The organism is Micromonospora sp. NPDC007208 (genome assembly GCF_042869175.1).
Taxonomy (GTDB): Bacteria; Actinomycetota; Actinomycetes; order Mycobacteriales; family Micromonosporaceae; genus Micromonospora; species Micromonospora foliorum.
This window is the reverse complement of sequence record NZ_JBIAFG010000023.1, coordinates 21,183-46,153: the sequence shown is the minus strand read 5'-3', so window position 1 is coordinate 46,153 and position 24,971 is coordinate 21,183. Positions and strand designations below refer to the sequence as shown.

At 73.2% G+C, this 24,971-nt stretch carries 21 protein-coding genes; 13 read left to right on the top strand and 8 right to left on the bottom strand.

Annotated elements, in window-relative coordinates:
• Positions 1–27: 27 nt before the first annotated feature.
• The 4 genes from ACFYL6_RS30960 to ACFYL6_RS30945 all read left to right on the top strand — a co-directional run bounded on the left by ACFYL6_RS30960 (position 28) and on the right by ACFYL6_RS30945 (position 4,027).
• On the top strand, positions 28–1,140 hold the full coding sequence (locus tag ACFYL6_RS30960) for a hypothetical protein (protein WP_387176739.1): 1,113 nt from the start codon (positions 28–30) through the stop codon (positions 1,138–1,140).
• 29 nt (positions 1,141–1,169) lie between these two features.
• A complete protein-coding gene (locus ACFYL6_RS30955; protein ID WP_387176737.1) occupies positions 1,170–2,219 on the top strand; it encodes an NAD(P)H-dependent flavin oxidoreductase in 1,050 nt (349 codons plus the stop codon).
• Positions 2,220–2,286: 67 nt separating this feature from the next.
• Positions 2,287–3,378, top strand: a complete 1,092-nt coding sequence (locus ACFYL6_RS30950) for an SRPBCC domain-containing protein (protein ID WP_387176735.1) — start codon at positions 2,287–2,289, stop codon at positions 3,376–3,378.
• A gap of 13 nt (positions 3,379–3,391) precedes the next feature.
• Complete coding sequence (locus tag ACFYL6_RS30945; RefSeq protein ID WP_387176733.1) at positions 3,392–4,027, top strand: hypothetical protein; 636 nt, start codon at positions 3,392–3,394, stop codon at positions 4,025–4,027.
• Between the two features lie 47 nt (positions 4,028–4,074).
• Here ACFYL6_RS30945 and ACFYL6_RS30940 read toward each other — a convergent pair whose 3' ends face one another.
• Positions 4,075–6,111, bottom strand: coding sequence for a glycosyl hydrolase family 28-related protein (locus ACFYL6_RS30940; RefSeq protein ID WP_387176731.1), 2,037 nt, complete (start codon positions 6,109–6,111; stop codon positions 4,075–4,077).
• A gap of 219 nt (positions 6,112–6,330) precedes the next feature.
• On the opposite strand from ACFYL6_RS30940, the gene ACFYL6_RS30935 reads away from it, so the two are divergent.
• The 3 genes from ACFYL6_RS30935 (at position 6,331) to ACFYL6_RS30925 (ending at position 8,551) form a co-directional block, all read left to right on the top strand.
• Positions 6,331–7,431 carry an NYN domain-containing protein gene (locus tag ACFYL6_RS30935; RefSeq protein ID WP_387176729.1) on the top strand — a complete coding sequence of 367 codons (1,101 nt, stop codon included), beginning with the start codon at positions 6,331–6,333 and terminating at the stop codon, positions 7,429–7,431.
• Positions 7,432–7,701: 270 nt separating this feature from the next.
• Positions 7,702–7,923, top strand: coding sequence for a hypothetical protein (locus ACFYL6_RS30930; RefSeq protein WP_030335934.1), 222 nt, complete (start codon positions 7,702–7,704; stop codon positions 7,921–7,923).
• 448 nt (positions 7,924–8,371) lie between these two features.
• Entirely contained in the window at positions 8,372–8,551 is a 180-nt protein-coding gene (locus ACFYL6_RS30925) for a hypothetical protein (RefSeq protein ID WP_387176727.1), read from the top strand.
• A gap of 134 nt (positions 8,552–8,685) precedes the next feature.
• Here ACFYL6_RS30925 and ACFYL6_RS30920 read toward each other — a convergent pair whose 3' ends face one another.
• The 4 genes from ACFYL6_RS30920 to ACFYL6_RS30905 form a co-directional block, all read right to left on the bottom strand.
• Positions 8,686–9,234, bottom strand: a complete 549-nt coding sequence (locus ACFYL6_RS30920) for a DUF1062 domain-containing protein (RefSeq protein WP_387176725.1) — start codon at positions 9,232–9,234, stop codon at positions 8,686–8,688.
• A 237-nt stretch (positions 9,235–9,471) separates the two neighbouring features.
• Positions 9,472–10,533, bottom strand: a complete 1,062-nt coding sequence (locus ACFYL6_RS30915) for a Gfo/Idh/MocA family oxidoreductase (protein ID WP_387176723.1) — start codon at positions 10,531–10,533, stop codon at positions 9,472–9,474.
• Positions 10,534–10,628: 95 nt separating this feature from the next.
• Entirely contained in the window at positions 10,629–11,294 is a 666-nt protein-coding gene (locus ACFYL6_RS30910; protein WP_387176721.1) for a response regulator, read from the bottom strand.
• Positions 11,282–12,574, bottom strand: a complete 1,293-nt coding sequence (locus ACFYL6_RS30905; protein ID WP_387176719.1) for a sensor domain-containing protein — start codon at positions 12,572–12,574, stop codon at positions 11,282–11,284. Before ACFYL6_RS30905 ends, ACFYL6_RS30910 begins: the two co-directional genes overlap by 13 nt.
• A 162-nt stretch (positions 12,575–12,736) precedes the next feature.
• Between ACFYL6_RS30905 and ACFYL6_RS30900 the strand changes: the two genes are divergently transcribed.
• From ACFYL6_RS30900 to ACFYL6_RS30880, 5 genes are all read left to right on the top strand, one after another.
• Positions 12,737–13,432 carry an SDR family NAD(P)-dependent oxidoreductase gene (locus ACFYL6_RS30900; RefSeq protein ID WP_387176718.1) on the top strand — a complete coding sequence of 232 codons (696 nt, stop codon included), beginning with the start codon at positions 12,737–12,739 and terminating at the stop codon, positions 13,430–13,432.
• Positions 13,429–15,060 carry an MFS transporter gene (locus ACFYL6_RS30895; protein ID WP_387176716.1) on the top strand — a complete coding sequence of 544 codons (1,632 nt, stop codon included), beginning with the start codon at positions 13,429–13,431 and terminating at the stop codon, positions 15,058–15,060. Before ACFYL6_RS30900 ends, ACFYL6_RS30895 begins: the two co-directional genes overlap by 4 nt.
• Before the next feature lie 84 nt (positions 15,061–15,144).
• A complete protein-coding gene (locus ACFYL6_RS30890; protein WP_387176714.1) occupies positions 15,145–15,912 on the top strand; it encodes a TetR/AcrR family transcriptional regulator in 768 nt (255 codons plus the stop codon).
• Positions 15,913–16,052: 140 nt separating this feature from the next.
• Complete coding sequence (locus tag ACFYL6_RS30885) at positions 16,053–16,970, top strand: SDR family NAD(P)-dependent oxidoreductase (RefSeq protein ID WP_387176712.1); 918 nt, start codon at positions 16,053–16,055, stop codon at positions 16,968–16,970.
• Positions 16,971–17,086: 116 nt separating this feature from the next.
• On the top strand, positions 17,087–19,237 hold the full coding sequence (locus tag ACFYL6_RS30880) for a hypothetical protein (RefSeq protein ID WP_387176710.1): 2,151 nt from the start codon (positions 17,087–17,089) through the stop codon (positions 19,235–19,237).
• A gap of 43 nt (positions 19,238–19,280) precedes the next feature.
• Here the strand turns inward: ACFYL6_RS30880 and ACFYL6_RS30875 are convergent, their stop codons facing one another.
• The 3 genes from ACFYL6_RS30875 to ACFYL6_RS30865 all read right to left on the bottom strand — a co-directional run bounded on the left by ACFYL6_RS30875 (position 19,281) and on the right by ACFYL6_RS30865 (position 21,370).
• Positions 19,281–19,679, bottom strand: coding sequence for a hypothetical protein (locus tag ACFYL6_RS30875; RefSeq protein WP_387176708.1), 399 nt, complete (start codon positions 19,677–19,679; stop codon positions 19,281–19,283).
• Positions 19,676–20,125 (bottom strand): hypothetical protein, encoded by a 450-nt coding sequence (locus ACFYL6_RS30870; protein WP_387176706.1) that lies wholly within the window; start codon positions 20,123–20,125, stop codon positions 19,676–19,678. The genes ACFYL6_RS30875 and ACFYL6_RS30870 overlap by 4 nt, the downstream gene beginning before the upstream one ends.
• A gap of 366 nt (positions 20,126–20,491) precedes the next feature.
• On the bottom strand, positions 20,492–21,370 hold the full coding sequence (locus ACFYL6_RS30865) for an alpha/beta fold hydrolase (RefSeq protein ID WP_387176704.1): 879 nt from the start codon (positions 21,368–21,370) through the stop codon (positions 20,492–20,494).
• A gap of 139 nt (positions 21,371–21,509) precedes the next feature.
• Between ACFYL6_RS30865 and ACFYL6_RS30860 the strand changes: the two genes are divergently transcribed.
• Positions 21,510–24,857 (top strand): BTAD domain-containing putative transcriptional regulator, encoded by a 3,348-nt coding sequence (locus ACFYL6_RS30860; RefSeq protein ID WP_387176702.1) that lies wholly within the window; start codon positions 21,510–21,512, stop codon positions 24,855–24,857.
• Positions 24,858–24,971 lie beyond the last annotated feature (114 nt).

The window sequence follows — 24,971 nt, the reverse complement described above, 5'->3', positions numbered from 1 at the left end:
TCACGGCCGCGACGAGGAGGGTGGACGATGCGGGTACGCGGACGGTTGACCTGGGGGCGGCGTGCTCGTGCGGGGGCGGTGCTGACCGCGTTGCTGGGCTGCGTGGTGCCGTCGGCAGTGGCGCTGGCGCCGGGCGCCGCCACGGCGGGCGCGGCGGCGGGGAAGCCCGTCTGCCAGGTGCGCGACGACCGGCTGCGCGAGATCTCCGGCATGGTCGCCACCGACGACGGGTACGTGGTGATCAACGACGGCGCCGACGACGAGGCCCGCCGTCGGATCTTCTTCCTCAACCAGCGCTGCGCGGTGGTGCGAACCGTCTCCTTCCCGTCCCAGCCCCGCGACACCGAGGACCTGGCCATCGGCCGGGACGGCACCATCTGGGTCGCCGACATCGGCGACAACGACCGCTCCCGGCCGACGGTCGGCGTGTGGCGGCTCACGCCGGGGGCGAAGCAGCCGGTGCTGCACCGGATGAGCTATCCGGACCGTCCGCACGACGCCGAGGCGCTGCTGCTCGACGCGTCCGGTCGGCCGCTGATCGTCACCAAGGGCGGAAGTGGCACCGTCTTCCTGTACGCGCCGGCCACCGCGCTGCGGCCGGACGCGACGACGCCGCTGACCGCGCTCGGCCAGCTGACCCTGCCGTCGACCACCACCAGTAACCCGTTCTCGTTCCTGGGGCGCGGGGTGGTCACCGGCGCGGCGAACGCACCGGACGGACGGCGGGTGGTGCTGCGCAGCTACGCCGACGCCTTCGAGTACGACGTGCCCGACGGCGACGTGGTCCGCGCGTTGACCACCGGCACCCCGCGGACCACCCCGTTGCCGGACGAGCCCCAGGGCGAGTCGATCACCTACAGCCGAGACGGCCGCTCGTTGCTCACCGTCTCCGAGTCCGCCGGTCAACCAGCCGGCACCCGCTCGACCATCCTGCGCTACCCGGCCACGGCCACCACGGCCACCTCCGCGACCCCGACGGAGTCCGTCGACCCGGTGGCGTCCACGCCGGTCCGTCCGGCCGCCGGGCAGGTCGGTGGCGCGGGTGGGCGGACCTGGCCGCTGGCGGTCGGCGCCGGGACACTGCTGGTCCTGATCGGGCTGGCCGGCGTGCTGCGGTGGAGACACACCGCCCGCCGGTGAGCGGACCGCGCCTGCGGCAGGATGGGAGGATGTCCGTCCTGTCCACGTTGCGCCACCCGATCATCGCCGCCCCGATGGCCGGCGGCCCGTCCACGCCCGCGCTGGTGGCCGCCGTGTCCGCAGCGGGTGGGCTGGGATTCCTCGCCGCCGGGATGATCGACACCGGCCGGCTGGTCGCCGACGTCGCCGAGGTCCGCGCGCGTACCGATCGGCCGTTCGGTGTCAACCTCTTCCTGCCCGATCCCGGCGGCGTCGACGAGGCCGCCATCCGGGCGTACGCCGAATGGCTCGGCCCGCAGGCCGCGCGGCGCGGGGTGAGCCTGGGCGAGCCGGTGGGCGGCGACGACGCGTACCCGGAGAAGCTGGCCGCGCTGCTCGCGGACCCGGTCCCGGTGGTGTCCTTCGTGTTCGGGCTGCCCGACCGGGCGGCGGTGACCGCCCTGCGCGAGCGGGGCACCGAGGTGTGGGCCACCGTCACCCGCCCGGACGCCGCGACCGCCGCCGCCGACCTGGGCGTGGACGCGGTGGTGGTGCAGGGCACCGAGGCCGGTGGGCATCGTGGCGGGCTACCGGACGACGACGACTACGGGCTGCTGCCGCTGTTGCGGCTGACCGCCGCCCGCTGTGACCGGCCGCTGGTGGCCGCGGGTGGCCTCGTCGACGGCCCTTCGGTGGCCGCCGTGCTGGTTGCCGGCGCCGCCGCCGCGCAACTCGGCACGGCCTTCCTGCGCTGCCCGGAGGCGGGCAGCTCGCCGATGCACCGGGCGGCGGTGGCCAGTGCCACGCCTACCGCGTTGACCCGGTCGTACACCGGTAAGCGGGCCCGTGCCGTGGCCAACGACTTCCTGCGCCAGCACGACGCGGTGGCACCGCGCGGTTACCCCCAGGTGCTGCACCTGACGCGTCCGCTGCTCGCCGCCGCCCGGCGGGACGAAGACGCGTCGGTGGCAAACCTGTGGGCCGGGCAGGCGCACCCGCTGGCTCGGGACCTGCCGGCGGCGCAGGTGGTCGCCGAGATGAGTGCCGACGCCCGGGCCGCGCTGGCCACAGTGGCCGAGCGGTCCAGCCGCTGGGGCTGAGCAAGACGCCGGCAACAGGCTCGGGCGGGTGGGACAGGCCGGGCGGGCAACCCGTTAGAGTCTCGCCGTGATCGAGATCGGTGCGCAGGTCGAGCTGTCCCACCCGGCTGAGCGGGTCTGGCGCGCCCTGACCGATCGGGAGTTGCTCGGCCGGTGGTTCGCCGAGGCCGAGATGGTCGAGGGCGTACCGGACCGGATGCTGCTGCACACGGGCGGCCTGCCCGGCTTCGAGGCCGACGTCGAGGTCGAGGTGACCGAACGGCAGGAGCCGGACCTGCTCGTGCTGGCCTGCGACGAGGCCGGCCGGCTCAGCGAGCTGACCTGCACGGTCACCGCCACGAAGCAGGGCTGCCGGCTGGAGCTACGGGAGGTCAGCACGCACGGCGCGTGGTCGGTTGAGCAGCACGAGTCGCGCGAGCAACAGCTGCGGCAGGCGTTGACCGTCCGGCTGCCGGCCATCCTCGACTGGATCGCCTTCCAGCAGGTCGACCTGCGCCGCGCCGACGGTGGGATGACCACGGAACTGCCGCTGATCGGCGTAGGCGGCGGGGCCGGCCGTAACCCTCGTCGGCGTCGCACGCTGGTGGCCGTGGTCGCCGGGGCCGTGCTGGTGGCGGGGACGGCGGCATGGGTGACGTTGCCGCCCGACTCGAAGCCGGCCGCCGCGCCGGCGCCGACAGCCACCGCGTCGCCGACCGTGACGGCCGGCCGGACCACCGCCACGCCCACCGCGACCCCCTCGACGCGCCCCACGCGGACCACCGCGTCGGCCACCACCCGCCCGAGCCGGACCCCGTCGGCGAAGCCCTCGCGGACGCCCGTGTCGGCCGCGCCACCCCCGCCGCCGGCGCCCATGGTGGCCCGCTACGAGACCGACTCCAGCCGCCTGTTCGGCTACACCGGCGAGATCGTGGTCGGCAACCCCGGCGGCGCACCGGTGGCGGACTGGGCCGTGGTGGTCACCCTCGCCGAGGGCACCACCGTCGACGACGTCGACGGCGCGAACTGGCGGCAGGACGGACGGGCGATCACCTTCACCGGCGCCGCCGTGGCGGCCGGCGGATCCCGGACGATCAGCTTCGACGTCCGCGACAGCCGGCCGAAGGCCCGGGAACCGGAGAGCTGCACGATCGGCGGGCAACCCTGCGCGGGCCTCTGACTAGGCTGCCGGCATGGCACTGCTGCACAAGGCGACCCTGCGCCCCACGAAGTTGGACCTGCTCGCGACCTGGCTGCCCGAGCGACAGTGGTTCGCCGGACCGGCCGGCGTCGAGGTGGTGAGCCGGGGCGCCTACCGCTTCGACGACCCGGCCGGCGAGGTCGGCATCGAGACGATGCTTGTCGCTGCCGCCGACGGGCCGGTCCACCATGTTCCGCTCACCTACCGTGCCGCGCCCCTCGACGGTGCGGAGAGCTGGCTGGTCGGCACCACCGAGCACTCGGTGCTCGGCCGACGCTGGGTGTACGACGGCTGCGTCGACCCGGTGTACGCCGCCGCGCTCGCCCACGCCATCCTCACCGGCAGCGGCCAGGCGGAGCAGTACTTCGAGGTCGACGGCCGACGCGAGGTGCGGGAGCCGACGGTGACGGTCGTCGTCGACACCGCCGCCGACGCCCCGGTACCGGCCGTCGGCGCGGTGCGCCGGGTGGTCGACGAGGACCGCACGCTCATCGACACCGACACCGTCGAGCTGGTCGTCGTACGCCGGCCGGGGGCCGGGTTCGCCAGGTCGGCCGGGGGCACCCTGAGTGGCAGGTGGGACGGTCAGCCGACGACCGTGCCGCTGGCGTACGCCAGGACGCGCTGAGCTGGGTGTGCGGTGGGCGGCCCGACTGCTCGGGCCGCCCACCGCCGTCACCACTGCGCCGGAGGCGGGGGCGGCGACACGGGGGGCCGGTCGTCGCAGGTGATGGTGTTGGGCAGCAGCCACGGCGCGAGCCACCCGCCGTCGTTGCCACCGAGGTCGGTCAGGGTGAACTCCGAACCGGCCGGGGTGAAGTGGAACGAACCGCAGTTGTTGACGCCTACCGCTCCCACGTTGCGGGCGTCCACGTTGGCGAACGAGGCGGACCCGGCCGCGCGGGCGCTGACCACCGAGGTGCCGGTGCCGTCGACCCGAACGTCCCGGAACCGCACGTCGGAGATGGAGTAGAGGTCCTTCACCGGCCAGTCGCTGACCAGCATGATCGCGTTGTACGTGTTGTCCAGGTACGCGTCGCCGGTCACCTCGATGGGCGCCTCGATGCTGCGATCCAGGGCGAAGACCCAGATCGCGCCCAGCCCGATGTTCCAGTTCAGCTCGTACGTGCCGGCACGGGCGGTGGTGTTGTTGGTGAACCGCAGGTGCCCGGTGAACGGCTCGGCGCCGAAGCGGGCCCCGGCGTGCAGGCCGCTGCCCTCGCGGACCGGGTCGGCGACCAGGTTGTGCGAGACGGTGGTGTCGGTGCCGCCGTAGATGGCGATGCCGTTGGCCAGGGTCGGTGACTGCACGGTGTTGTGGTCGAACGTGTTCCGCGCGTTGGCCGTCTTCTCCGACCACATCGCCAGGCCGTCGTCGCCGGTGTTGCGGACGAAGTTGTGCGACACGAGGGAGTCGGTCACGCCGGTGTGGAAGTTGAGCGCGTCGGCGATCTGGTCGACGATGACGTTGTTGGTGACCCGCACGTTGCGCATCGGGCCGTCGAACCACAGGCCCGCCTTGGTGTGGTGCACGTAGAGCCCGTCGATGGTGGAGTCGCTCATCGCCCCACCGACCGCGTTGACCTGGTCGGTGTCGATGCGCTCCCGCACGTCGCCCTCGATGGCGAAGCCGGAGAGGTGCACGTTGCGGCTGCCGCCGTCGGCGGCGTCCCGACCGTAGAACCCGACCCCGGTGTGCACCGAGCCGTCCGGCGCGGGGGTCGGCAGGGCGACCTCACGGCCCTTGATGATGGTGTACCAGTTGCCGGCGCCCTCGATGGTCACGTCGTCGACGATGATGTGCCGGTTGACCTGGTAGGTGCCCGGCGGGATGTAGACCGTGAGGTGGGCGCGCCGAGCGAAGGCGATGGCCCGGTCCAGCGCGTCGGCGGAGTCCCGCCGGCCGGTGGGGTCGGCGCCGAAGGCGAGCACGTTCGCCGCGAGCAGCCGGACGTGCGGCGGCGCGACCAGCTCGGAGTCGAGCAGGTCGATGACGGTCCAGGCGGCGGCGCTACCGGGCGGCGCGGTGAGCCGGACCTTGTCGCCGGCCCGGTAGGTGCGCCCGAGCAGCAGCCGCTGCTCGTCGTAGAAGTGGGTGGGCCGGAACGGCTTGTCGATGCTCGGGTACGGCGTGGTGGCCGACGGCACGCACTGGCACTCGGTGATCCACCAGTCCGGGTGCAGCAGCCCGGCCTGCGGGTCGTTCGTGAACGGGTACTGGTTGTAGAGCCACGAGTACTGCGAGGTGAGCGTCATGGTGCGCAGGTGCTTGCCGTTGACCGCGACCCGCAGCGGGGCGGTGATCCCGCCACCCTGCGGGGCGTCCGGGATGCTGTACCGCACGGTGATCCCGTTCGCCGCGCTGGGCAGGACGAACTCCACGTACTCCCCGGGGGTGAGCCGGACCGCCCGGCGGCCGGAAGCCTCCGCGGGCAGCGTGTAGGCGGACCGGTCGGGCCCGATGATCTCGCCGCTGGTACGGGCGTTCTCCGCTTCCTGCTCGAGGAAGTCGACGTCCGCGCCACGTCCGGCGACCAGCGCCGGATCGAGGGCGGCCCGGGTGACCACCGGCTGCGCGCCAGCTGACGCGGGTGGGCTGGCGGCGGCCACGGTGGGCGCGGCGACCAGCACGGTGAGACCGGCCGCGAGTGCGACGGCGGTGCCGCTTCGCCGGCCGGGGCGTCCCCGCGCCGGCATGAGGCTGCGAAACATCGGTGACCCTCCTGGGTGGGTGGTGGTGGAGGTCCGCCCGGCGCTCCCCCGACGCCCGACATTGATCGCCATGATGCAGCACCGGACATGGCACTGCAAGACGACTATCGAACAACGAAAATAAACGACTATCAGGCCGCAAGAAATGGACGGTCGTCGAGTTGAGGTGTCGCGCGTCGCCCGCCCCGACCAGCTCACGCCGGGCGTAGGCTGGTCCGCGTGGATCAAGAAGACCGGATCGCCCTCTTCCTCGACTACGAGAACCTCGCGTTGGGCGCGCGCGACCATCGCGGCGGCGCGGCCTTCGACTTCCGGCCCATCGCCGACGCGCTGGCCGAACGAGGTCGGGTGGTGGTCCGTCGGGCGTACGCCGACTGGTCCTACTTCGACGAGGACCGCCGGATGCTCACCCGGTCCCACGTCGAGCTGATCGAGATCCCGCAACGGATGGGCGCGTCCCGCAAGAACGCCGCCGACATCAAGATGGCCGTCGACGCCATCGAGTTGGCGTTCGAACGCGACTACATCTCCACCTTCGTCATCTGTAGCGGTGACAGCGACTTCACCCCGCTGGTGCACAAGCTGCGCGAGCTGAACAAGCGGGTCATCGGCGTCGGGGTCGAGGGGTCCACCTCGGGGCTGCTTCCCCCGGCCTGCGACGAGTTCCTCTACTACGACCGGCTGGAGGGCGTGGACATCCCGCCGGCCCGTGGCCGGCGCGCTCGTCCCAGCACCCGGCAGGCCGGCGCGGAGCAGCGCCCACCGGAGCCGGAGCCGGAGCGGGAGCACGAGCCGGAGGTGGACCGCCGGCCGGCGGGGGAGGAGCCCGGCCGCGACGTCGATGCCCTCGCCGTGCTGGTCGCCCAGTCGGTCGCCGGGTTGCAGGGCAGCGCCAACGGTGAGGTCACCGCCTCCCGGCTCAAGCGCACCCTGCTGCGCAAGGACCCGACCTTCAGCGAGTCCGACTACGGCTTCCGCACCTTCGGCGAGCTGCTGCGCCACCTCGCCGAGCGCAACGTGATCGAGTTGGCCGAGGGCCCGGCGAAGGGTGACCCCGAGGTCTCGCTGCCCGAGCACGGCGACCGGGAGGTGGCGTTCGGCCTGCTCCGGGGTGTCGTGGCGGACCTGGGCAGCGGCGGTAACCCGGTGGCGTTGTCCGGGTTGAAGAACCAGGTCCGCCGGGCCCGCCCGGACTTCAGCGAGAAGAAGCTCGGCTATCGCAGCTTCCTGCAGTTCTGCAAGGCCGCCGCCACCGCCGGCGTCCTGGACCTGCGCTGGAGCCCCGAAGCCGACGACTACCTGCTGACCACCCAGGGCTGACCGCCCCCGCCCTTCTCGCGTTGATCAAGAGGTTCGCGTCACCGGGAACGCGATTCGTGACGCGAACCTCTTGGTCAACACGGAACGGGGTGGGGTTGCGGGGCAGAGGGGGTGGGGTTCCTGATTCGCAAGTCAGGGGCGGGAGAACCGCCCGTTATGGTTTCGAACCGTCAACGGTTGGCCCGAAATGCGCCTGGATTGTCGCCCTTGCCCCGGTCCGGGCATACCTGCGCCGTACCCTCGGCGCGGGAATTGCTATACGGTCGGCGAATGAAGGTGGAGGAGCATTGGTGGAACGGAGACACGACCCCGCGCGGGCGCCGGGACGTGTACATCCGTACTGACGGGCAGGGTTGGGAGGTCCGCGCCCAGATCGGTGGGGCGTCGGGTCGTGAGCGGGTGCAGCAGTGCCCAAGCCGGGCCTCGGCGGCCATCCTCGCCGACGCCTGGCGCGGGACCCACCCATCCTGGCGTGAGCTGAAGCAGCGCTGATCCGGCACCGGGCCGGGTCGGCAACGCTCCCGGGCTCCAGCCCGGCGCGCCCGCCGACCGGCCCGGCGCTCGGTACCCCGGTCCGCCGACAGCGCTCAGCGGTTCACCCCCCGACCGCGTCCAGCCCACAGGTCACCGCTTCTGCAGCATGACGGACGCTACGTCTGCCAGAAGGGCCAACGCCCAATCCAGTTGCGAGCAGTTGTCGCACCCTTGGCACTCACGGCAGCCGCCGGCTCGCCACGGCCTGTCGAGACCCCAGGTCCAGTGCGCATCCAGCATGCGTGCCTGCTCATCATCAAGTGGTCAAGTGATGAGAAATAGGTCCCGGGAGGCGGATTCAGCTACTTCTCATCACTTGATCAAGAGACAGCGGCAGACCTTCCGTGTCTCTGCCCTCAGGTCGGGTACGCGTGGGTCTGCCGGTCGCGCCCGAGGGAGGTCGCCCATGTCCCAGGGTCCCGACGAGGAGGTCCGGGAGGCGGAGCGTCGGCTCGCCGACTTCGCCACATCGTCGGACGAGGCGCGGACCGACGACGACGCCCTGACCGACGACGACGCCCGGGTGCCGGACGACGCGCGCTCCGAGCAGGACGCCGACCAGGCCCGCCCGAACCGGACCGCGTGATCCACTCGACTTCCGTGACATCGGGTGGTCGGGGGCGGTCTGACACCGCGACTTCACGGAAGCCGAGTCGATCGACGTGCTGACCGCCCAACAGGGCCTGCCCGGCAGTCATGCCGGACAGGCCCTGGCGCCGGTCAGCGCTTGAGGGTGAAGGTGAAGTCGCCGGAGAGCTTGCCGCCCAACCGGAACGCCGAAACGACCTTCCCCTCCGTGATCAGTCGGTCGACCTCGCCCCGCGACAGACCGCAACCCTCGGCGATCAGTCGGGTCGGCCGGACCGGGATCCGCGCCGCGTTGCGGACCGCGACGTCGATCACGTCGAGGTCCAGGTGCTCCGATCCGCCGGTGTCGAGACGCCAGGCGTCGGTCCAGTCCAGGGCGAACCGGTTTCGGTGCTGAACGCCCGGATCCTGGAGCAGTTCGGCGGTCAGGCCCGGGTCGTTGGCATGGAGCCGGTCCAGCAGTTCGGGTGGGATGGAGCGCACCGTCATCCGGTCCAGGACGGTGAGCTTCGCCGTCTCCCCGCACTCGGTGCAGAGCGCGAGAAGCCAGACGTCGAGGAGCTTCTGGTTGGCGTTGACACGGAACTTCCCGCTCGCCCGAAGGCGTTGGGACGGGCACGCGTGGCAACGGCGGTTGATGATGGGCAGGCAGGTGGGCACGACGGCCCAATTTTTGAGCACAGAAGTACACCGGTTTTCAGTGAGAAGTCCGCAGCAAAAAGGAGCGCGGCGCAACTGCGCGACGCGCGACAGATCAGCTCTCGGGAGGTCTCACAGGGTGTACAACGGCACGTCCTTGCCTAGACGACCACGTTGCGCAGCACGGTAACGGCGCACGGCGGCGCCGCTCCACTGGTTTTCGCGTACGCGGCGGCCCGGGTGGCGGGAGGTGCCGACCGGTCGGGTGTCAGGCCCCGGTCAGGCGCTCGGGACCGGCAGCACCACGCCCTCGGCCGCCGACCGGTGTGCCAGCTCGATCAACTCGACGGTGTGCACCGAGTCCCGGGGGTCCACCGGCAGCGGGGCGCCGTCGCGCAGCGCGGCCGCCACCTGGGCGTAGAAGTTCTGGTAGGCGCCGGGCTCGGTCGGCACCGGCCGCAGGTCACCGTCGACGCCGAGCAGGCCGTAGCGGTCCGGCGGGACCTCGCCCCAGCCTGGCTGGTCCGGTCGGCCGCCGTCGTGCAGCGCCGCCTCCTGCACGTCCAGCCCGTAGCTGGTGTAGCCGGCCCGGTCGCCCAGCACCCGCAGGCGCGGCCCCAGTTGGGCGGTCACCGCACCCATCCACAGGTGCGAGTGGACCCCGTTGGCGTGGGTCAACGCCACGAAGGCGTCGTCGTCGACGGCCGCGCCCGCGCGGCGGCGGTCCACCTCCGCGTACACGCGGTCGACCCGGCCGAACAGCTGCACCGCCTGGTCGACGAGGTGGGCGCCGAGGTCGAAGAGGGCGCCGCCGGCCTCCTCCGGACCGGCAAGCTCCCGCCAGCCCGGCTTGATCGTCGGACGGAACCGCTCGAACCGGGACTCGAAGCGCAGCACCTGCCCCAACTCGCCCTGCTCGACCAGGCGGCGGACGGTCAGGAAGTCGCCGTCCCAGCGCCGGTTCTGGAATACCGTCAGCGGCACCCCACGCTCGGTCGCCTCGTCGATCAGCACGCGGCCCTCGGCGGCGGTCGGGGAGAGGGGCTTGTCGACGACGACCGGCAGGCCGGCGGCGATCGCCGCGCGGGCCATCGGCACGTGCTGCCGGTTCGGCGTCGCCACCACGACCAGGTCCAGGGCGTCCGGGGTACGCCACAGCTCGTCGGCGTCGTCGACCAGGCGGGCGTCCGGGAAGTGCTGCCCTGCCTGCTCACGCCGCTGCGGGTCACGGGTCACGATGGCGTCGAGCCGCAGCCCCGGGGTCGCGGCGATCAGCGGCGCGTGGAACACCCGGCCCGCCAGCCCGTACCCCAGCAGACCAACCCGCAGCGCCTTCGCCATGCCGTGCCCCCGTCTCCCTGGTCCGCGCCGTGACCTGGCGTCGGTACCGCTGGAAAGAATCTACGCCGGGGGCGGCCGGGCCGGATCGCGGCCCGTCAGCTCACCGGGTCGGCGCGCAGGTAGGTGAGGACCGCGAGCACCCGACGGTTGGTGTCGTCGCTGGGTGGCAGGTCGAGCTTCAGCAGGATGTTGCCGACGTGCTTGCCGACCGCCGCCTCGCTGACGTGCAGCCGGCCGGCGATCGAGGCGTTGGACCGGCCCTCCGCGAGCAGCGCCAACACCTCGCGTTCGCGGGCGGACAGCGCGGCGAGCGGGTCGCGGGGGCGGTGCAGCAGCTGCCGGACCACGTCCGGGTCGATGGCGGTGCCGCCGCCAGCCACCCGGCGCAGCGTGTCGACGAACTCGGTGACCTCGGCGACCCGGTCCTTGAGCAGGTAGCCCACCCGTTGGCCGTCACCGCTGTCCAGCAGCGCCGCCGCGTACCCGGTCTGCACGTACTGGCTGAGCACCACGACCGGGAGGTGAAGTCGCTCGGCGCGTAGCGCGACGGCCGCGCGCAGCCCGTCGTCGCGACGGCCCGGCGGCATCCGGATGTCGGTCAGCACCAGGTCCGGTTGGTGGTCGCGAGCCGCCGCCAGCAGTTCGGGCGCGGAGCCGACCGCCGCGCACACCGTGAAGTCGAAGCGGGTCAGCAGGGCGACCAGGCCCTCCCGCAGCAGCACCTCGTCCTCGGCGAGCACCACGCGGGTCACCGACGACATGGCAGCTCCACCCGGACCAGGGTAGGCCCGCCGGGTGGGCTGGACAGCAGCAGCCGTCCGTCCACGGCGGCGACCCGGTCGGCGAGCCCGGTCAGGCCGGTGCCCCGGGCCGGGTCGGCGCCGCCGTGGCCGTCGTCGGTCACCTCGACGACGAGGTCACCGCCGGCCCGGCTGAGGCGTACGTCGGCGCGGGTCGCCCGGGCGTGCCGGGCCACGTTGCCCAGCGCCTCGGAGACCACGAAGTAGGCGGTGGTCTCCACGATCTCCGGCAGCTCGTCGTACGGGTCGGCGTGCACGGTGACCGGGATGGTGGCGGCGTCGGCCAGCTCGCGTACGGCACCGGCCAGACCGAGGTCGGTGAGGCTCTGCGGGCGGATGCCGTGCACCAACTGCCGCAGCATCACCATCAGGCCCCGGGCCTGGTCGTGCGCCACGGCGAGGGGTCGGGAGGCGGGGGAGTCCTCGGGTACGTCCAGCCGGGCCAGCCCCAGTTGCAGGGTGAGGCTGGTCAGCCGGGGCTGCGCGCCGTCGTGCAGGTCGCGCTCGATGCGGCGGCGTTCGGCCTCGTACGCGCCGACCAGTCGGGTGCGGGAGCGGGTGACCTCGCGCAGCGCCGCCGCGTCCATCGGCCAGGCCAGTGCCCATCGGGCCACGGCGGCCTGGACGGCGGCGAGCAGACCGGTGGCGTAGCAGAGCACCGGGATCAGCAGCACCCCCACGATCGCGTACGGGATGGCCTCGCCGGTGCTGTCGATCGGCTGCCAGATCACCACCGGCTGGTTGGCGTCGCCGGCCAGCCAGGGGCTGGTGATCATCCCGAGGTCGAGCAACACCAGCAGCAGGAACACCCAGTACGCGACCGGCGTGAACCCGCCCAGCCAGAACAGGTACGCCACCTCCCGCCAGCCGGCGAGGGTTCGGTACCGGGCGGCCAGGCCCGGCCACGGCGACGCGGGCAGCGGCCGGCCGTCCACCAGCCCGAGCCGCCACCGTTCGACGGCGGCGACCGGGAAACTCACGATCGGCGCGAGCGCCAGCAGGGCGAGGCTGCCGACCCCCAGGAACAGCATGAGCGGGATGCCCGGCGGCCGGTCGTGCAGCAACAGCCCGTTGGCGGCGGCCAGCAGGGGCGCGCCGATGACGAGCAGACCGACGCCGAGGACACCGGCGATCGGCACGGTGGTCACCAGGTAGGCCAGCGCGCGCCAGGGCCACGCGGAGATCAGCCAGCGGCGGCGGCGCAGCGCCTCGGCCAGGTGCGAAGGGTGTTCCGTGGTCATGCAGCAGACGCTAATCGCGGGCGACCGGGCGCCCCAGCCGTCCAGATCCACTCTTCGGGGTATGCCCAGCACTACCGGCGATCGGGTGTGCGGGGTCGGTAATCGGGAAGAACGAGCCGTCACGCGGCCCGCGTGACCTGTGTTGGCGGCGGCTGGAGAGACATGGGTGCCAGAACCTTCGTGGTGGTCGGCGGGACCAGCGGTCTCGGACTCGCGGTGGCCCGACTGCTCCTCGACGAGCATCACGTCGTGGTGTTCGGCAACGTGCCGGCCGAGGTCGCCGCCGTGACCGACGAGCTGGGTTGCGACGGCGCCGTCTGCGACATCTCCTCCTACGAGCAGGTCCGCGACGGGTTCGCCGAGGTGGTCGAGCGCTACGGCACGATCGACGGGGTGGCGGCCTGCGCCTCGATGTGGGCGGGCGGCGAGCTCGGGGACCTGTCGGTGGAGCACATCCGCCGGGCCGTGGAGATCAACGTCCTGGGCATCACGTACCTGTTGCGGGAGGCGGTGCAGCACCTGCACCGGCAGGGCCACGGGAACGTCGTGTACATCGGCGCGCTGGCGCTGGCGGCCCCTCGGCCCGGCATTCCCGTCTACCGGGCCACCAAGAGCTACGGCAACAGCCTGGTCGACTCGCTGGCCGAGGCCCAGCACAGCAACCGGGTCAAGGTGATGCAACTGCACCCCGGGCCGATGCCGACGCGCCTGCAGGAACGGGTGGGCGCCGAGTTCCTGGACGAGGTGTACGCCATGCCCGAACAGGTCGCCACCGAGGTCGTCCGGCTGCTGCTGCTCGAACCCGACGACCTCTACGTCTCCGGTGAGCGCGTGCTGCGCGCGGACGGGCGGTGGTGACGGCCGCAGCCGGACCCGCCGACCGTCCGGCCTCGGCCTGGGCACCGCTGCGTACGGCGGTCTACCGCAACCTGTGGCTGGCCCTGCTCGCCGCCAACATCGGCACCTGGATGCAGACCGTCGGCGCGCAGTGGCTGCTGATCAACCACTCCAACGCCTCGACCCTTGTCGCGTTGGTGCAGACCGCCAGTCTGCTGCCGGTGCTGCTGCTGGCGTTGCCCGCCGGGGTGCTGGCCGACAGCTTCGACCGCCGGCACCTGCTGATCGCCGTGCAGCTGTTCCTGGTGGCGGTGGCGGTGGCGTTGACGCTGCTCACCCTGACCGGCCGGATGCCGCCGGCGCTGCTGCTCACCCTCACCTTCGCGTTCGGGGTCGGGCAGGCGCTGACCCTGCCGGCCTGGGCGGCGGTGATCCCGGAACTGGTGCCGCAGGACCAGCTGCGGTCGGCGTCCGCACTCGGTTCGATAAGCGTGAACGTGGCCAGGGCGGTCGGGCCCGCGGTGGCCGGCGTGCTGATCGCCCGTACCGGCGTCGCTCCGGTCTTCGGCATCAACGCCGTCGCCTTCGGGGTCTTCGCGTACGCGCTGTGGCGCTGGCGGCCCGGCAACGCCCGCGCGGTCGAGGTGCCCGAGCGGTTCGCCGCCGCGTTGCGCGCCGGCAGCCGCTACGTACGCCACTCGCCGACCGTACGCCGGCTGTTGCGCCGTGCGTTGGTCTTCGTGGTCCCGGCCAGCGCGCTGTGGGCGTTGCTGCCGTTGGTCGCGAACCGGCGGCTGGGGCTGGGCTCCGGCGGGTACGGGGTGCTGCTGGCCGCCCTCGGCGTGGGCGCCATCGCGGGTGGCGTGCTGCTGGCCGTGATCCGCACCCGGCTGTCGGCCAACCAGCTCCTGCTGATCGCCGGGGCGCTGTTCACCGTGGCGCTGACCGTGGTGGGCACCGTGCGGGTGGTGCCGCTGGTGCTTCTCGCCCTGCTGCCCGCCGGAATGGCCTGGGTGACGGTGCTGGCCAACGTCAACGCCGAGATGCAGCTCTTCCTTCCGAGCTGGGTACGGGCCCGGGGTCTGGCCGTCTACCAGGTGTGCTTCGCGGGTGGGCAGGCGGTCGGCGCGCTGCTCTGGGGATTGGTGGCCGACATGGTCGGGCTGGCGCCGGCGTACCTGGCGGCGGCGGTGCTGATGTTTGTCGGCACCGTGACGAGTCGGATCTGGCCGTTGCCGGACCTGCGGTCGGTGAACCGGGAACCGGCGGCCTACTGGCCACAACTGCACCTGGCGCACGAGCCGGACCCGGGAGTGGGGCCGGTGCTGGTGACGGTGCAGTACACGGTCCGGCCGGAGCGGACCCAACGGTTCCTGGCGGCGATGGACCTGGTGCGTGGGGCACGGCAGCGGACCGGCGCGATGCGCTGGGGGCTGTTCCGTCCGGCCGAGACGGTGGACCGGTTCGTCGAGGTGTACCTGGTGCCCTCCTGGGACGAGCACCTGCGTCAGCACGGTGGCCGGTTGACAGGTGAGGACCGCGCGGCCGAGCAACGGGCCCGGGAGCTGACCGACGGGGAGCCGGAGGTCCGACACCTGGTGCCCGCCGCCGCCGGCCCGACGCTGTCGGACGAACGCGAGGCGCTGTGACCCACGCCTCGGGCCGACCACCCGGGGGCCGGCGCGGGCGCGCGGGCGTACAGCGTACGGCCGCGTTGTTAGGATGGCCGCACCATGGCGAACGAGCGCAAGGCGACCGCGGACCCGGCCCGCAGCCTGGCCCTTCTCTGGCGCACCCGGGAGCCGACCAGCCGCAGCGCCGGTCCGGCGCTCAGCGTCGACCGGATCGTCCGGGCCGCGATCGACATCGCCGACGCCGAAGGGCTTGACGCGCTGACCATGCGCCGGGTCGGTGAGGCGTTGGGGGTCGGCACGATGTCGGTCTACACCTACGTGCCGGGCAAGGCCGAACTCGTCGCCGTCATGATCGACACCGCGTACGGCGAGATGCCGCGCCCCGCCGTCGAGGGCGACTGGCGCACCCGGCTGGAGCGGATCGCCCGCGACAACCTGGCGCTCTACCAGCGGCATCCCTGGATGCTGCGGGCCGAGACGACCCGACCGGTGCTCGGCCCGCACCTGATGGCGAAGTACGACTACGAGCTCGCCGCGATCGTCGACATCGGGCTCACCGACGTCGAGGTCGACGCGGTGCTCACCCTCGTGCTGGGTCACGTGAAGAGCGCCGCGCGGGCCGCCTCCGAGGTGGTCGATCTGGAGCGCGAGACGGGCATGACCGACGGCCAGTGGTGGCAGTCGCACGCGCCGTGGCTGGAGACGTTCATGGCGGCCGACGCCTACCCGACCGCCTCCCGGGTCGGCACCGCGGCCGGCCAGCAGCACGGCGCCGCGTACGGCCCGGAGTACGCGTTCGAGTTCGGGCTGCAACGCGTCCTCGACGGGATCTCGGTGGTGGTCGCCGAGCGGGCGGCCGACCGGTAGCCGGCCCCGGTCGAGGGATCTGGCGAAGCTGGCGCGGCGCTGCCCTGCGCGCGCCCCTACCAGGAAAAGCAGGGAACCGGCTAGCCCCTGCCACCGGGGTGACAGTGTCGGGGTAAGGGTGACCGAGAGACGGGACAGCAATGACAGAGCGCATCACGACCCCCTTCGGCTTCGCCTCGACCGCCGACGAGGTCATCGCCGGGGTCGACCTGACCGGTAAGCGGGCGATCGTCACCGGCGGCGCCGCCGGTATCGGTGTGGAGACCGCCCGTTCGCTCGCCGCCGCCGGCGCCGAGGTCGTGCTCGGGGTCCGCCGGGTCGCGGCGGGTGAGCAGGCCGCCGCCGACATCGCGGCCAGCATCGGCGCGGAGCGGGTCACCGTCCGCGCGCTGGACCTGGCCGACCAGACGTCGGTACGCCAGTTCGTCGCCGGCTGGGACCAGCCGCTGCACATCCTGGTCAACAACGCGGGGATCATGGCTCTGCCCGAGCTGGAGCGCACCGCCGAGGGCTGGGAGATGCAGTTCGCCACCAACTTCATGGGGCACTTCGCGTTGACCGTCGGCCTGCACGACGCCCTCGCCGCGGCCGGCGGCGCCCGGGTGGTGTCGGTCAGCTCCAGCGGCAACCTCTTCTCCCCGGTGATCTTCGATGATTTGCACTTCGCGTTCCGGCCGTACGACCCGCTGCTGGCCTACGGGCAGTCGAAGAGCGCCGAAGCCCTGCTCGCCGTGGAAGCCACCCGCCGCTGGGCCAACGAGGGCATCCACGCCAACGCGCTGAACCCGGGCGCCATCGCCACCGGGTTGCAGAAGCACACCGGTGGGCTCAAGTCGCCCAGGGAGATGCACAAGACCCCGCAGCAGGGGGCCGCCACCTCGGTGCTGCTCGCGGCCTCCCCGCTGCTGGACGGCGTCGGTGGTCGCTACTTCGAGGACTGCGCCGAGGCCCCGATCGTCACCGAGCGCCCCGCCGACTACAGCGGCGTCGCCGTGTACGCGGTCGACCCGGGTAACGCCGAGCGGCTCTGGACCCTGGCGTCCGACCTGATCTCCTAGCGCGGGTCACCGCCGCTCACCACGGAGGCCCGGCTCGGCGGAAGCGACCCGGGCCCGGCCGTCCGGGTGGTACGACTGGTGCGGCGGTGGCAGCTGCGGGCCGGGAAAGGATGGCGATGGCCGGCGACCAACCGCGACGACACGACGTGGTGGAGTTGCGGGTGCACGGCGTGTCGGGCGCCGACCCCACGGTCATCCTCGACCAGCCGCAGGTCCGGCAGGTCGCCGGTGACGGCAGCGGAGGCTTCCACCGGGCCGCCCGGCCGGACGGCGTCGGCCCGGACGAGTTGGCGCTGGAGGCGTACCGCTGGGGTGATCTGCCCTCGGGCACCGTGGGCCGGACCCTCGCCATGGTCTTCCTGCTGCCGTTCATGCTCAGCAACGTGGCCGTGTGGATGCGTCCCACGGGCCGCCGCCGCGCCGCCGCGGTCAGCGTGCTGTGTCGGCTCCTCGCGCTCAACCTCACCGTGCTGTACGTGGTGTCCATCGCCGGAGTCGCCCTCGACCTGCTCGCCTGGCGGTGTCTCGGTGCGGCTCGTTGCCGCGCGCCCTTCGACACGATGGCCGGGCTCGACGGCCGGCACGTCGGGCAGCGGCTGGCCGTGCTGGCGCTGCTGCCGATCGCCGCCATAGCGGTCCTGCGCCTCCTCGGCACCCGTCGGTCGGGCCCGGCCGACAACCCACTGTGGGCCGTGGAGCCGCTTGTGCACCGGCTGCGCGCCATCCACGTCGCCGCCGCGCTCGCCGTCCTCGATGTCGTGCTGCTCACGGCCCGTCGCGCCGGTGACGCGGCGTTCTCCACGGCGCTGCTGCTGGCGCTCAGCGTGGCGGTGTTGCTGGCCTGCATCGGCCTGCTCGCCGTGCCGGGGATGATCGACCGGGCGGCGACCGCGCGAACGGCCACCTGGACCGCCCGCACGGCGGCCGCGGTGGCGGCCGGCCTGAGCGTGGTGACCCTCGTCATCGTGGCGGGCGACCAACGTGGCTGGTCGCCGGCGGCCGGGCTGCCCGGCTACGCAGGGATCGCGAGTGCGGCGCTCCTCGGCCAGATGGTGTTGCTGGTGCTGCTCAGCCTGGTGGTGCTGTGGCACCACGGTCGGGTCGGCGGCCGGTCCGCGCTGCCGGGTGGCCTGGGCGCGGCTGTCCTCGCCGCCCTCGCGGTCGGCCTGACCGGCGCGCTCTCCGCCGGCCTCGTCTACCAGACCGGGGAACTGCTCGGTGGCTACCGAGGTGACGGTGGGCCACCATTGCCGTATCGCTGGACGCTGCTGGCCTTCTTCCTGCACGTGGTCGCGGCGGTGCTGCTGTGTGGCGCGTTGACCGTCGTGTCGCGTCGGCGCCGTCGGCGTGCGGCGGCGGCGATCACCACCCGTGACTTCCCAGTCGTCCCACCGGAGGCGGTCGGTCGGCTGCGGCTGGCGACGAAGACCGTCGCCCGGGCGCGGTTCACCGAGTGGCTGGGTCTGCTGGCCGCCACGTACGCGGCGCTCGCGGTGGTCGGACTGGCCACGAGTCTGGTGGGGCGGACCGGGCGTGAACCGGAGGAGGTGACCTGGGAACTGCTCGGGCTGCCGGCCGGCGCCGTCCAGATGGGGCTCAGCGGAGGCAGCTCCCTCGTCGCCGCGTTGCTGCTCGCGCTGTTGACCGGTGGCGTGTTCGCCCATCGGACCGCGTGGTTTCGCCGGCACGTCGGCATCCTGTGGGACCTGGGCACCTTCTGGCCCCGGGCCGCGCACCCGTTCGCGCCGCCGAGCTACGCCGACCGCGCCGTGCCCGAACTGGCCGACCGGATCAGCCAACTGACCGAGCGGCACGTCGGGGTGTTGCTCTGTGGTCACAGCCACGGATCGGCGCTGCTCGCTCTCGCGGTGTTGCGGCTGCCCCCGCGCGTCCGTCAACGGGTCGCGCTGCTCACCTACGGGTCGCCGCTGGACCGCCTGTACGCCCGGCTCTTTCCGGCCTACCTCAACGAGAAGGTGCTGCGTGAGGTGGGGGAGCGGGTCGAGTGGCGGTGGCTCAACCTCTGGCGGGACACCGACCCGGTCGGCGGCTGGGTCTTCGCCGCACACCGTCCCGGCGACCCACCCGCGGACCCGGCCGATCCGGCCGGCCAGGTCGACCGGCGGTTGCGGGACCCACCGGACCTGCTGCCGGCACCGGGGGAGCGGTCGGCGCCGCCGCTACGGGGACACCATCCGGGCGAGACCGACCCCGAGTTCCGGGCAGCGTTGCGCGAACTCGCCGAACGCCTCCGTGCTGCTGGCTGAGCCCTGCCGGCCGTGGGGCGGGCAGTGCGGGGACACCCTCCGGTCAACGGTCCATCTCGGGAATCCGGTCGGACTCCGCCACCGTCGCTCGGACCTTGCGCAACGTGGCGTCGGGGGCGCGGATCGCGGCGCGCCAGCGGTCCAGGGTCCGAGTGAGCACCCGGACCACGAACTGCAACTGGTTGACCTGCTCGCGAAGCGTGCCCAGCTCGGACCGGGCGCTGAACGCCTCGCCCTCCAGCTGGGTGATCCGCGTCTGCAACGGCTGCACGAGCGTGAGGGCAGCCTCGGTGAGCGTGTCGGCGGCATCGGCCTTGAACTTGCCCCGCTGCACCACGACGGTGGCGATGGCGGCCAGGCCGGTGCTGCCGCCGAGGATGCCGAGCACGCTGAGCGCCACCTGCACCCAGTGCGGTGCGGCTGGCGCGGGTGGGGTGGTCACGTGACACCTGCCTGCAACTGTTCGTAGGTCACAAATTCGCAAGCTCGGGCCAGGCGACGCAGGTCGATGGCGATCTGCGCGGCCCGCCAGAGCGACCCGACAGTCACCGCCATCACGAACGACGTGGCGACGACGGAGTTCCGGCCCGACATGACCAACAGGGCTACCGCGTACATGCCGGTGATCGTGCCGAGCACCAGCACCGACGCGAGTTCGAGGCCGAGCCCGGTGGAGAGCCGGCCGGGCCACAGGATGCCCAGAAGCCCACCCACGCCCACCGCGATCAGACCCAGCTCCCAGGCGACCTGGATGGGCTGCGGCATCGACGTCTGAACGGACGTCGGCCGGACATCGAGGGCCATCATCAAGATGCCGCAGAGAGGTGCCGCGGCCAGGACAGCGATCTCGTACGGTTGGTGGCGGGATCGAATTCGTAGGTTTCCCACGGCAACTCCTTGGTCGAGGACCGGCGTCCGGCAGCGGCCGGTGGACCAGTGCCGTTCGGTGGGTCGCGACTGTCGAGCTGCGGTCCGTGCGGCGGAGCCCAGTGGTTCGTTGCCTGTGGACGGTCGTTGGGCGAGAAGATGGTGCGACTCGACGTCGTTGGCTGCCGTTATCTGCCTGTGTAGCACCGATGACCGGTTGGCGTCCACCTGGTGTAACGTGGCGTTCCCGCAGGTCAACGCCCGTTACTGGCTGGTTTTGGGCCCTGGGGCGGGTACGGCGCGGCAACCCGGCCGCACCGCCACCCAGCGACAACGAGTGTCGGATATCTTGCCCAGGGTGACAGGTGTGGCCGGGTCGCCGTTCGATCAGCGGGCGAGCATGGCGCGCAGCGCCCGGAGCACCTCGGCCGGCGCCTCCTCCGCCATGAAGTGTCCGCAGCTGACGGTCTGGTGGTCCAGATCCGGCGCCCAGGCCCGCCACACCGCCGCCGCGTCGTAGCCCAGCGCAGCGCCCCAGTCCTGCTGGAGCACCGTCACCGGCATCCGTAGCTGGTTGCCGGCGGCCCGGTCAGCGGCGTCGTGGGTCACGTCGATCCCGGCGGACGCCCGATAGTCGGCGACGATCGAGGGAACGGCGTCACGGGACGCGCGCAGGTACGCGGCCCGCACGTCCGTCGGCAGGGCCTCCGGATCGCGGGTCCAGACGTCCAGGAAATGACCGAAGAAGGCGTCCGGGCTGCCGGCGATCAGCTCCTCGGGCAGGCCGGGCGGCTGCGCCATCAGGTACAGGTGAAACGCCACGGCGGCGTTGACGCCGTGCAGCACGTCCCACATGTCCAGGGTGGGCAGCACGTCGAGCAGGGCCAGCTGACTGATCGTCGCCGGATGGTCGAGGCCGGCGCGGAACGCGACAAGGGCACCCCGGTCGTGCCCGGCCAACGCGAACCGGTCGTGACCGAGCGCGCCGGCCAGCGCCACGATGTCGGCGGCCATGGTGCGCTTGGCGTACCCGGTGCCGTCGGTGTCGAGGGGCTTGTCGCTGTCGCCGTAGCCGCGCAGGTCGGGGCAGATGACCGTGTGGTCGGCGGCCAGGTCGGCCGCGACGTGCCGCCACATGAGGTGGGTCTGCGGAAAACCGTGCAACAGCACGATCGCCGGCCCGGAACCGCCCACGGCGGCGTTGAGCGTCACACCATCGGCGACGGTGACGCGTCGGTAGTCGAATCCGTTGATCCTGGGGTCCACGGGGAACCTTCCTGGTGAGCAGTGCCGGCGGGGGGCCGTTTCCCTCGCCGTCGTGACTCGCTCGAGCCTGCCCGGTGGTGATCAGTACCCGGTCAGCGTCGGATCAGTGCCGGCCGGGCCACCGGCCTAGATTGGTGCCATGACCAGGCAGCTGACGGCGCCCGTCGCGGTGACCTTCGGCGTACTCGGGCCGGTGATCGCCGCGACCGAGCGCGGCCCGGTCGCCCTGCGGGGCCACCGGCAGCGCCTGGTGCTGGGCCGGTTGTTGATCGCCCACGGTCGGGTGGTGCCGGTGGATCGTCTCGTCGACGACCTGTGGGAGGTCGCACCGGACGGCGCGGTGGGCGCGATCCGGACCTTCGTCGCGGACCTGCGCCGCGCCCTGGAGCCCGATCGGGCACCACGGCAGCCGCCCCGGATCCTGGTCACCGAGCCGCCCGGGTACGTGCTGAAGGCCGCCCCGGACGCGGTGGACGCCGGACAGTTCGAGGCGGCCGTCGGGGAGGCGGCCCGGCTGCTGGCGGCGGGACGTCCCGCGCCGGCTCTGGCCGCGCTGGACGCGGCGCTCGGCCTCTGGCGCGGACCCGCGTACGCCGACTGCGCCAACGAGTCCTGGGCGGTCGCGGAGATCAACCGGCTGGACGAGCTGCGGATGCTCGCCGTCGAGCGGCGGGCGGAGGCGCTCTTGGCGGTGGGCCGACCGGACGAGGCCGCCGCGGACCTGCCGGCACACCTGGCCAGCTATCCGCTGCGGGAGGACGCCTGGCGGCTGCTCGCCGTGGCCCGGTACCGCGCCGGCCGGCAGGGCGACGCGCTGGCCGCGCTGCGGGAGGCCCGTCAGGTCCTGGTGACCGAGCTGGGTGTGGACCCGGGGCCCGAGCTGCGACGGCTGGAAGCGGACATCCTGGCCCAGGCGCCGCACCTCACCCCGCCTCACGACCGGGCCACCACCCTCGGCCTGGGCGAACCCGTTCGACAGGTCGAGGCGGGGCAGCGCCCGTTCGTCGGCCGGGACGCGGAGCTGGCGCGGCTGCGGCGCGCCGCCAAGGATGCGTCCCACCGCCACCAGCCCACGCTCGCGCTGCTCAGCGGCGACCCGGGCGCGGGCAAGACGGCGCTGGCCGAGGCCCTGACCCGGCGGCTCGCCGCCGACGGCTGGACCACGGCGTGGGGACGCAGCCCGGAGTACGAGGGCGCCCCGCCAGCGTGGCCCTGGACCCAGATCACCGACGCGCTCGCCGGGCCGGGCGCCGCCGTCGTCACCGAACCGGAAGGCGGCCCGGAAGGCGGTTCGGTCGACCCGGCCGCGATGCGGTTTCGCCGGCACCGTGCGGTGGCCTCGCTGATCTCGGCGGTCGCCGACCGGGGGCCGGTCCTGCTGGTCCTCGACGACCTGCACCGCGCCGACGGCGACACCCTGGACCTGTTGACCGCACTGCTCACCGGCCCGCAGCCGGCCAGCGGGCCGGTGCTGGTCCTCGGCACCTACCGGGCCACCGAGGTCAGCCCGGAGCTGACCGCCACCCTGGCCCACGCCGCCGGGCTGGAGCCGGTCCGGGAGTATCTCGCCGGCCTGCCCGCGTCGGCGACCGGTGAGCTGGCCGGCGCCATCGTCGGGGCGGAACTGGACCCGGCCACGGCCCGGTCGATCCATCGGCGCAGCGGCGGTAACCCGTTCTTCGTCCGCGAACTGGCCCAGCTGTACGCGGGTGCGGGGGAGGCGGGGCTGGCCGCCGTGCCGCCCGGGGTACGCGACGTGATCCGGCACCGGTTGGCGCAGCTACCCGTCCCGACCCGTACCGTGCTGCGGCAGGCGGCCGTGCTCGGCCGGGACCTCGACCCGGACGTGCTGGGCGCGTTGGCCGGTGACCCGACGGCGGCGCTGGACGCCGTGGACCGCGCACTGGCGGCCGGGTTCCTCACCGAGCGGGAGTCCGACGGGCGGCTGCGCTTCACCCACATCCTGGTCCGCGACACGCTCTACGCCGACCTGTCCGCGCCGCGCCGCGCCGCCTGGCACGCGGCCGTCGCCGAGGTGCTGCGACAGCGGGAACCCGTCGAGCCGGCGGCCCTCGCGTACCACCTGCTGCGGGCCGGTGGGCCGGCCGCCGCCGCCCAGGCCTCGACGTACGCGCGAGTGGCGGCCGAGCGGGCCGAACGGGGCGGCAACCCCCACGAGGCGGCCCGCCTGTGGGGCCAGGCGATCGACGCGTACGACCGCGCCGGCGGGGACGAGCCGCGCGGGCGGGTGGCCGCGCTACTCGGCCTGGGGCGGGCGCTGGCCGTGACGGGCCGGCTGGCCGAGGCGCGGCGACGGCGAGCCGAGGCGATCACCGCCGCCGAGTCCACCGACGACCCGGCGCTGATCCAGGAGGCGCTGGCGGGATTCGACGTGCCCGCCAGCTGGACGCGCAACGACGACGAGTTGCTCTCCGGGCACATCGTCCGAGCCGCCGAACACGCCCTGACCGCGCTCGGCCCGACCGGTTCGGCGCAGCGCAGCCGGCTGCTGAGCACCCTCGCACTGGAACTGCGCGGCAGCACCACCGATCGTGGCCGCCGCGCCGCCGAGGAGGCCGAGACGATCGCCCGCGACATCGGCGATCCGGGGCTGCTGGCCTTCGCGCTCAACGCCCGCTTCATGCACTCCTTCCACCGCGTCGGCCTGGCCGAGGCGCGGGCCCGCATCGGCGTCGACCTGGTCGACCTGGCCGCCCGGCACCACCTGGTGACCTTCGAGGTGCTCGGCCACCTCGTCCTGGTCCAGGCCAACTGCGCGCTGGCCGACCGGCCCGGCGCCGACGCGCACGCACGCGCCGCCGACCGCCTCGCCGAACGGTACGAGCTGCCGTTGGTAGGCGTCTTCACCCGGTGGTACGCCGCGCTGCGGCTGGCGTTGGCCGGCGACCGGGACGCCGCGGCGACCGCGTACCGGGCTGCCGCCGAACGACTGCCCGCCGACGCTATGCCGGGCCTGGCCCAGGGGTTGCTGCCGCTCGCCCTGCTCGGCCTGCGACTGGCCGACGCCGTCAGCGACGACTCGCTGGTAGGTGACGGCCGGCTGGTTCCCGTTCGGCGGCCGATTGCCGGGCCGGACGACGAGGACTGGGCGCGGCTGGACTGGGGCCCGCACGAGCCCTGGGTTCGGCCCCTGCTGCTCGCCGCCGCCGGCGACCGCAGTGCCACCCGAGCGGCACTGCGGGCCCTGCCGGACGGGCCGCACGACCTGCTGCGGGAGGTGCGGCTGTGCCTCACTGCTCGGGCGGCGCTGGCCATCGACGACCGGCCCACCATGGAACGCGTCGCCGCCGCGCTCCGCCCGGCCGCCACCGAACTGGCGGCCGGCAGCGGGGTGGTCACCGTCGGCCCGGTGGCCGGGCACCTTGCGGACCTGGCGGCTGCTCTGGGCCGCGACGAGGAAGCCGCCGGACACCGCCGCACCGCGCGGATGCTCACCGCCCGCGTCCGCGCCGACGACCCAACCTGAGCGTCGTCGGGCGAATGCTGCCCGGTGTCCGGGCCGCCGCCGCACGGCTCCAGAAGTCACCTACTGCGAGATCTTGCCACCCTGCTCGGGCTACCTGGCGACTTGCCGGTTTCC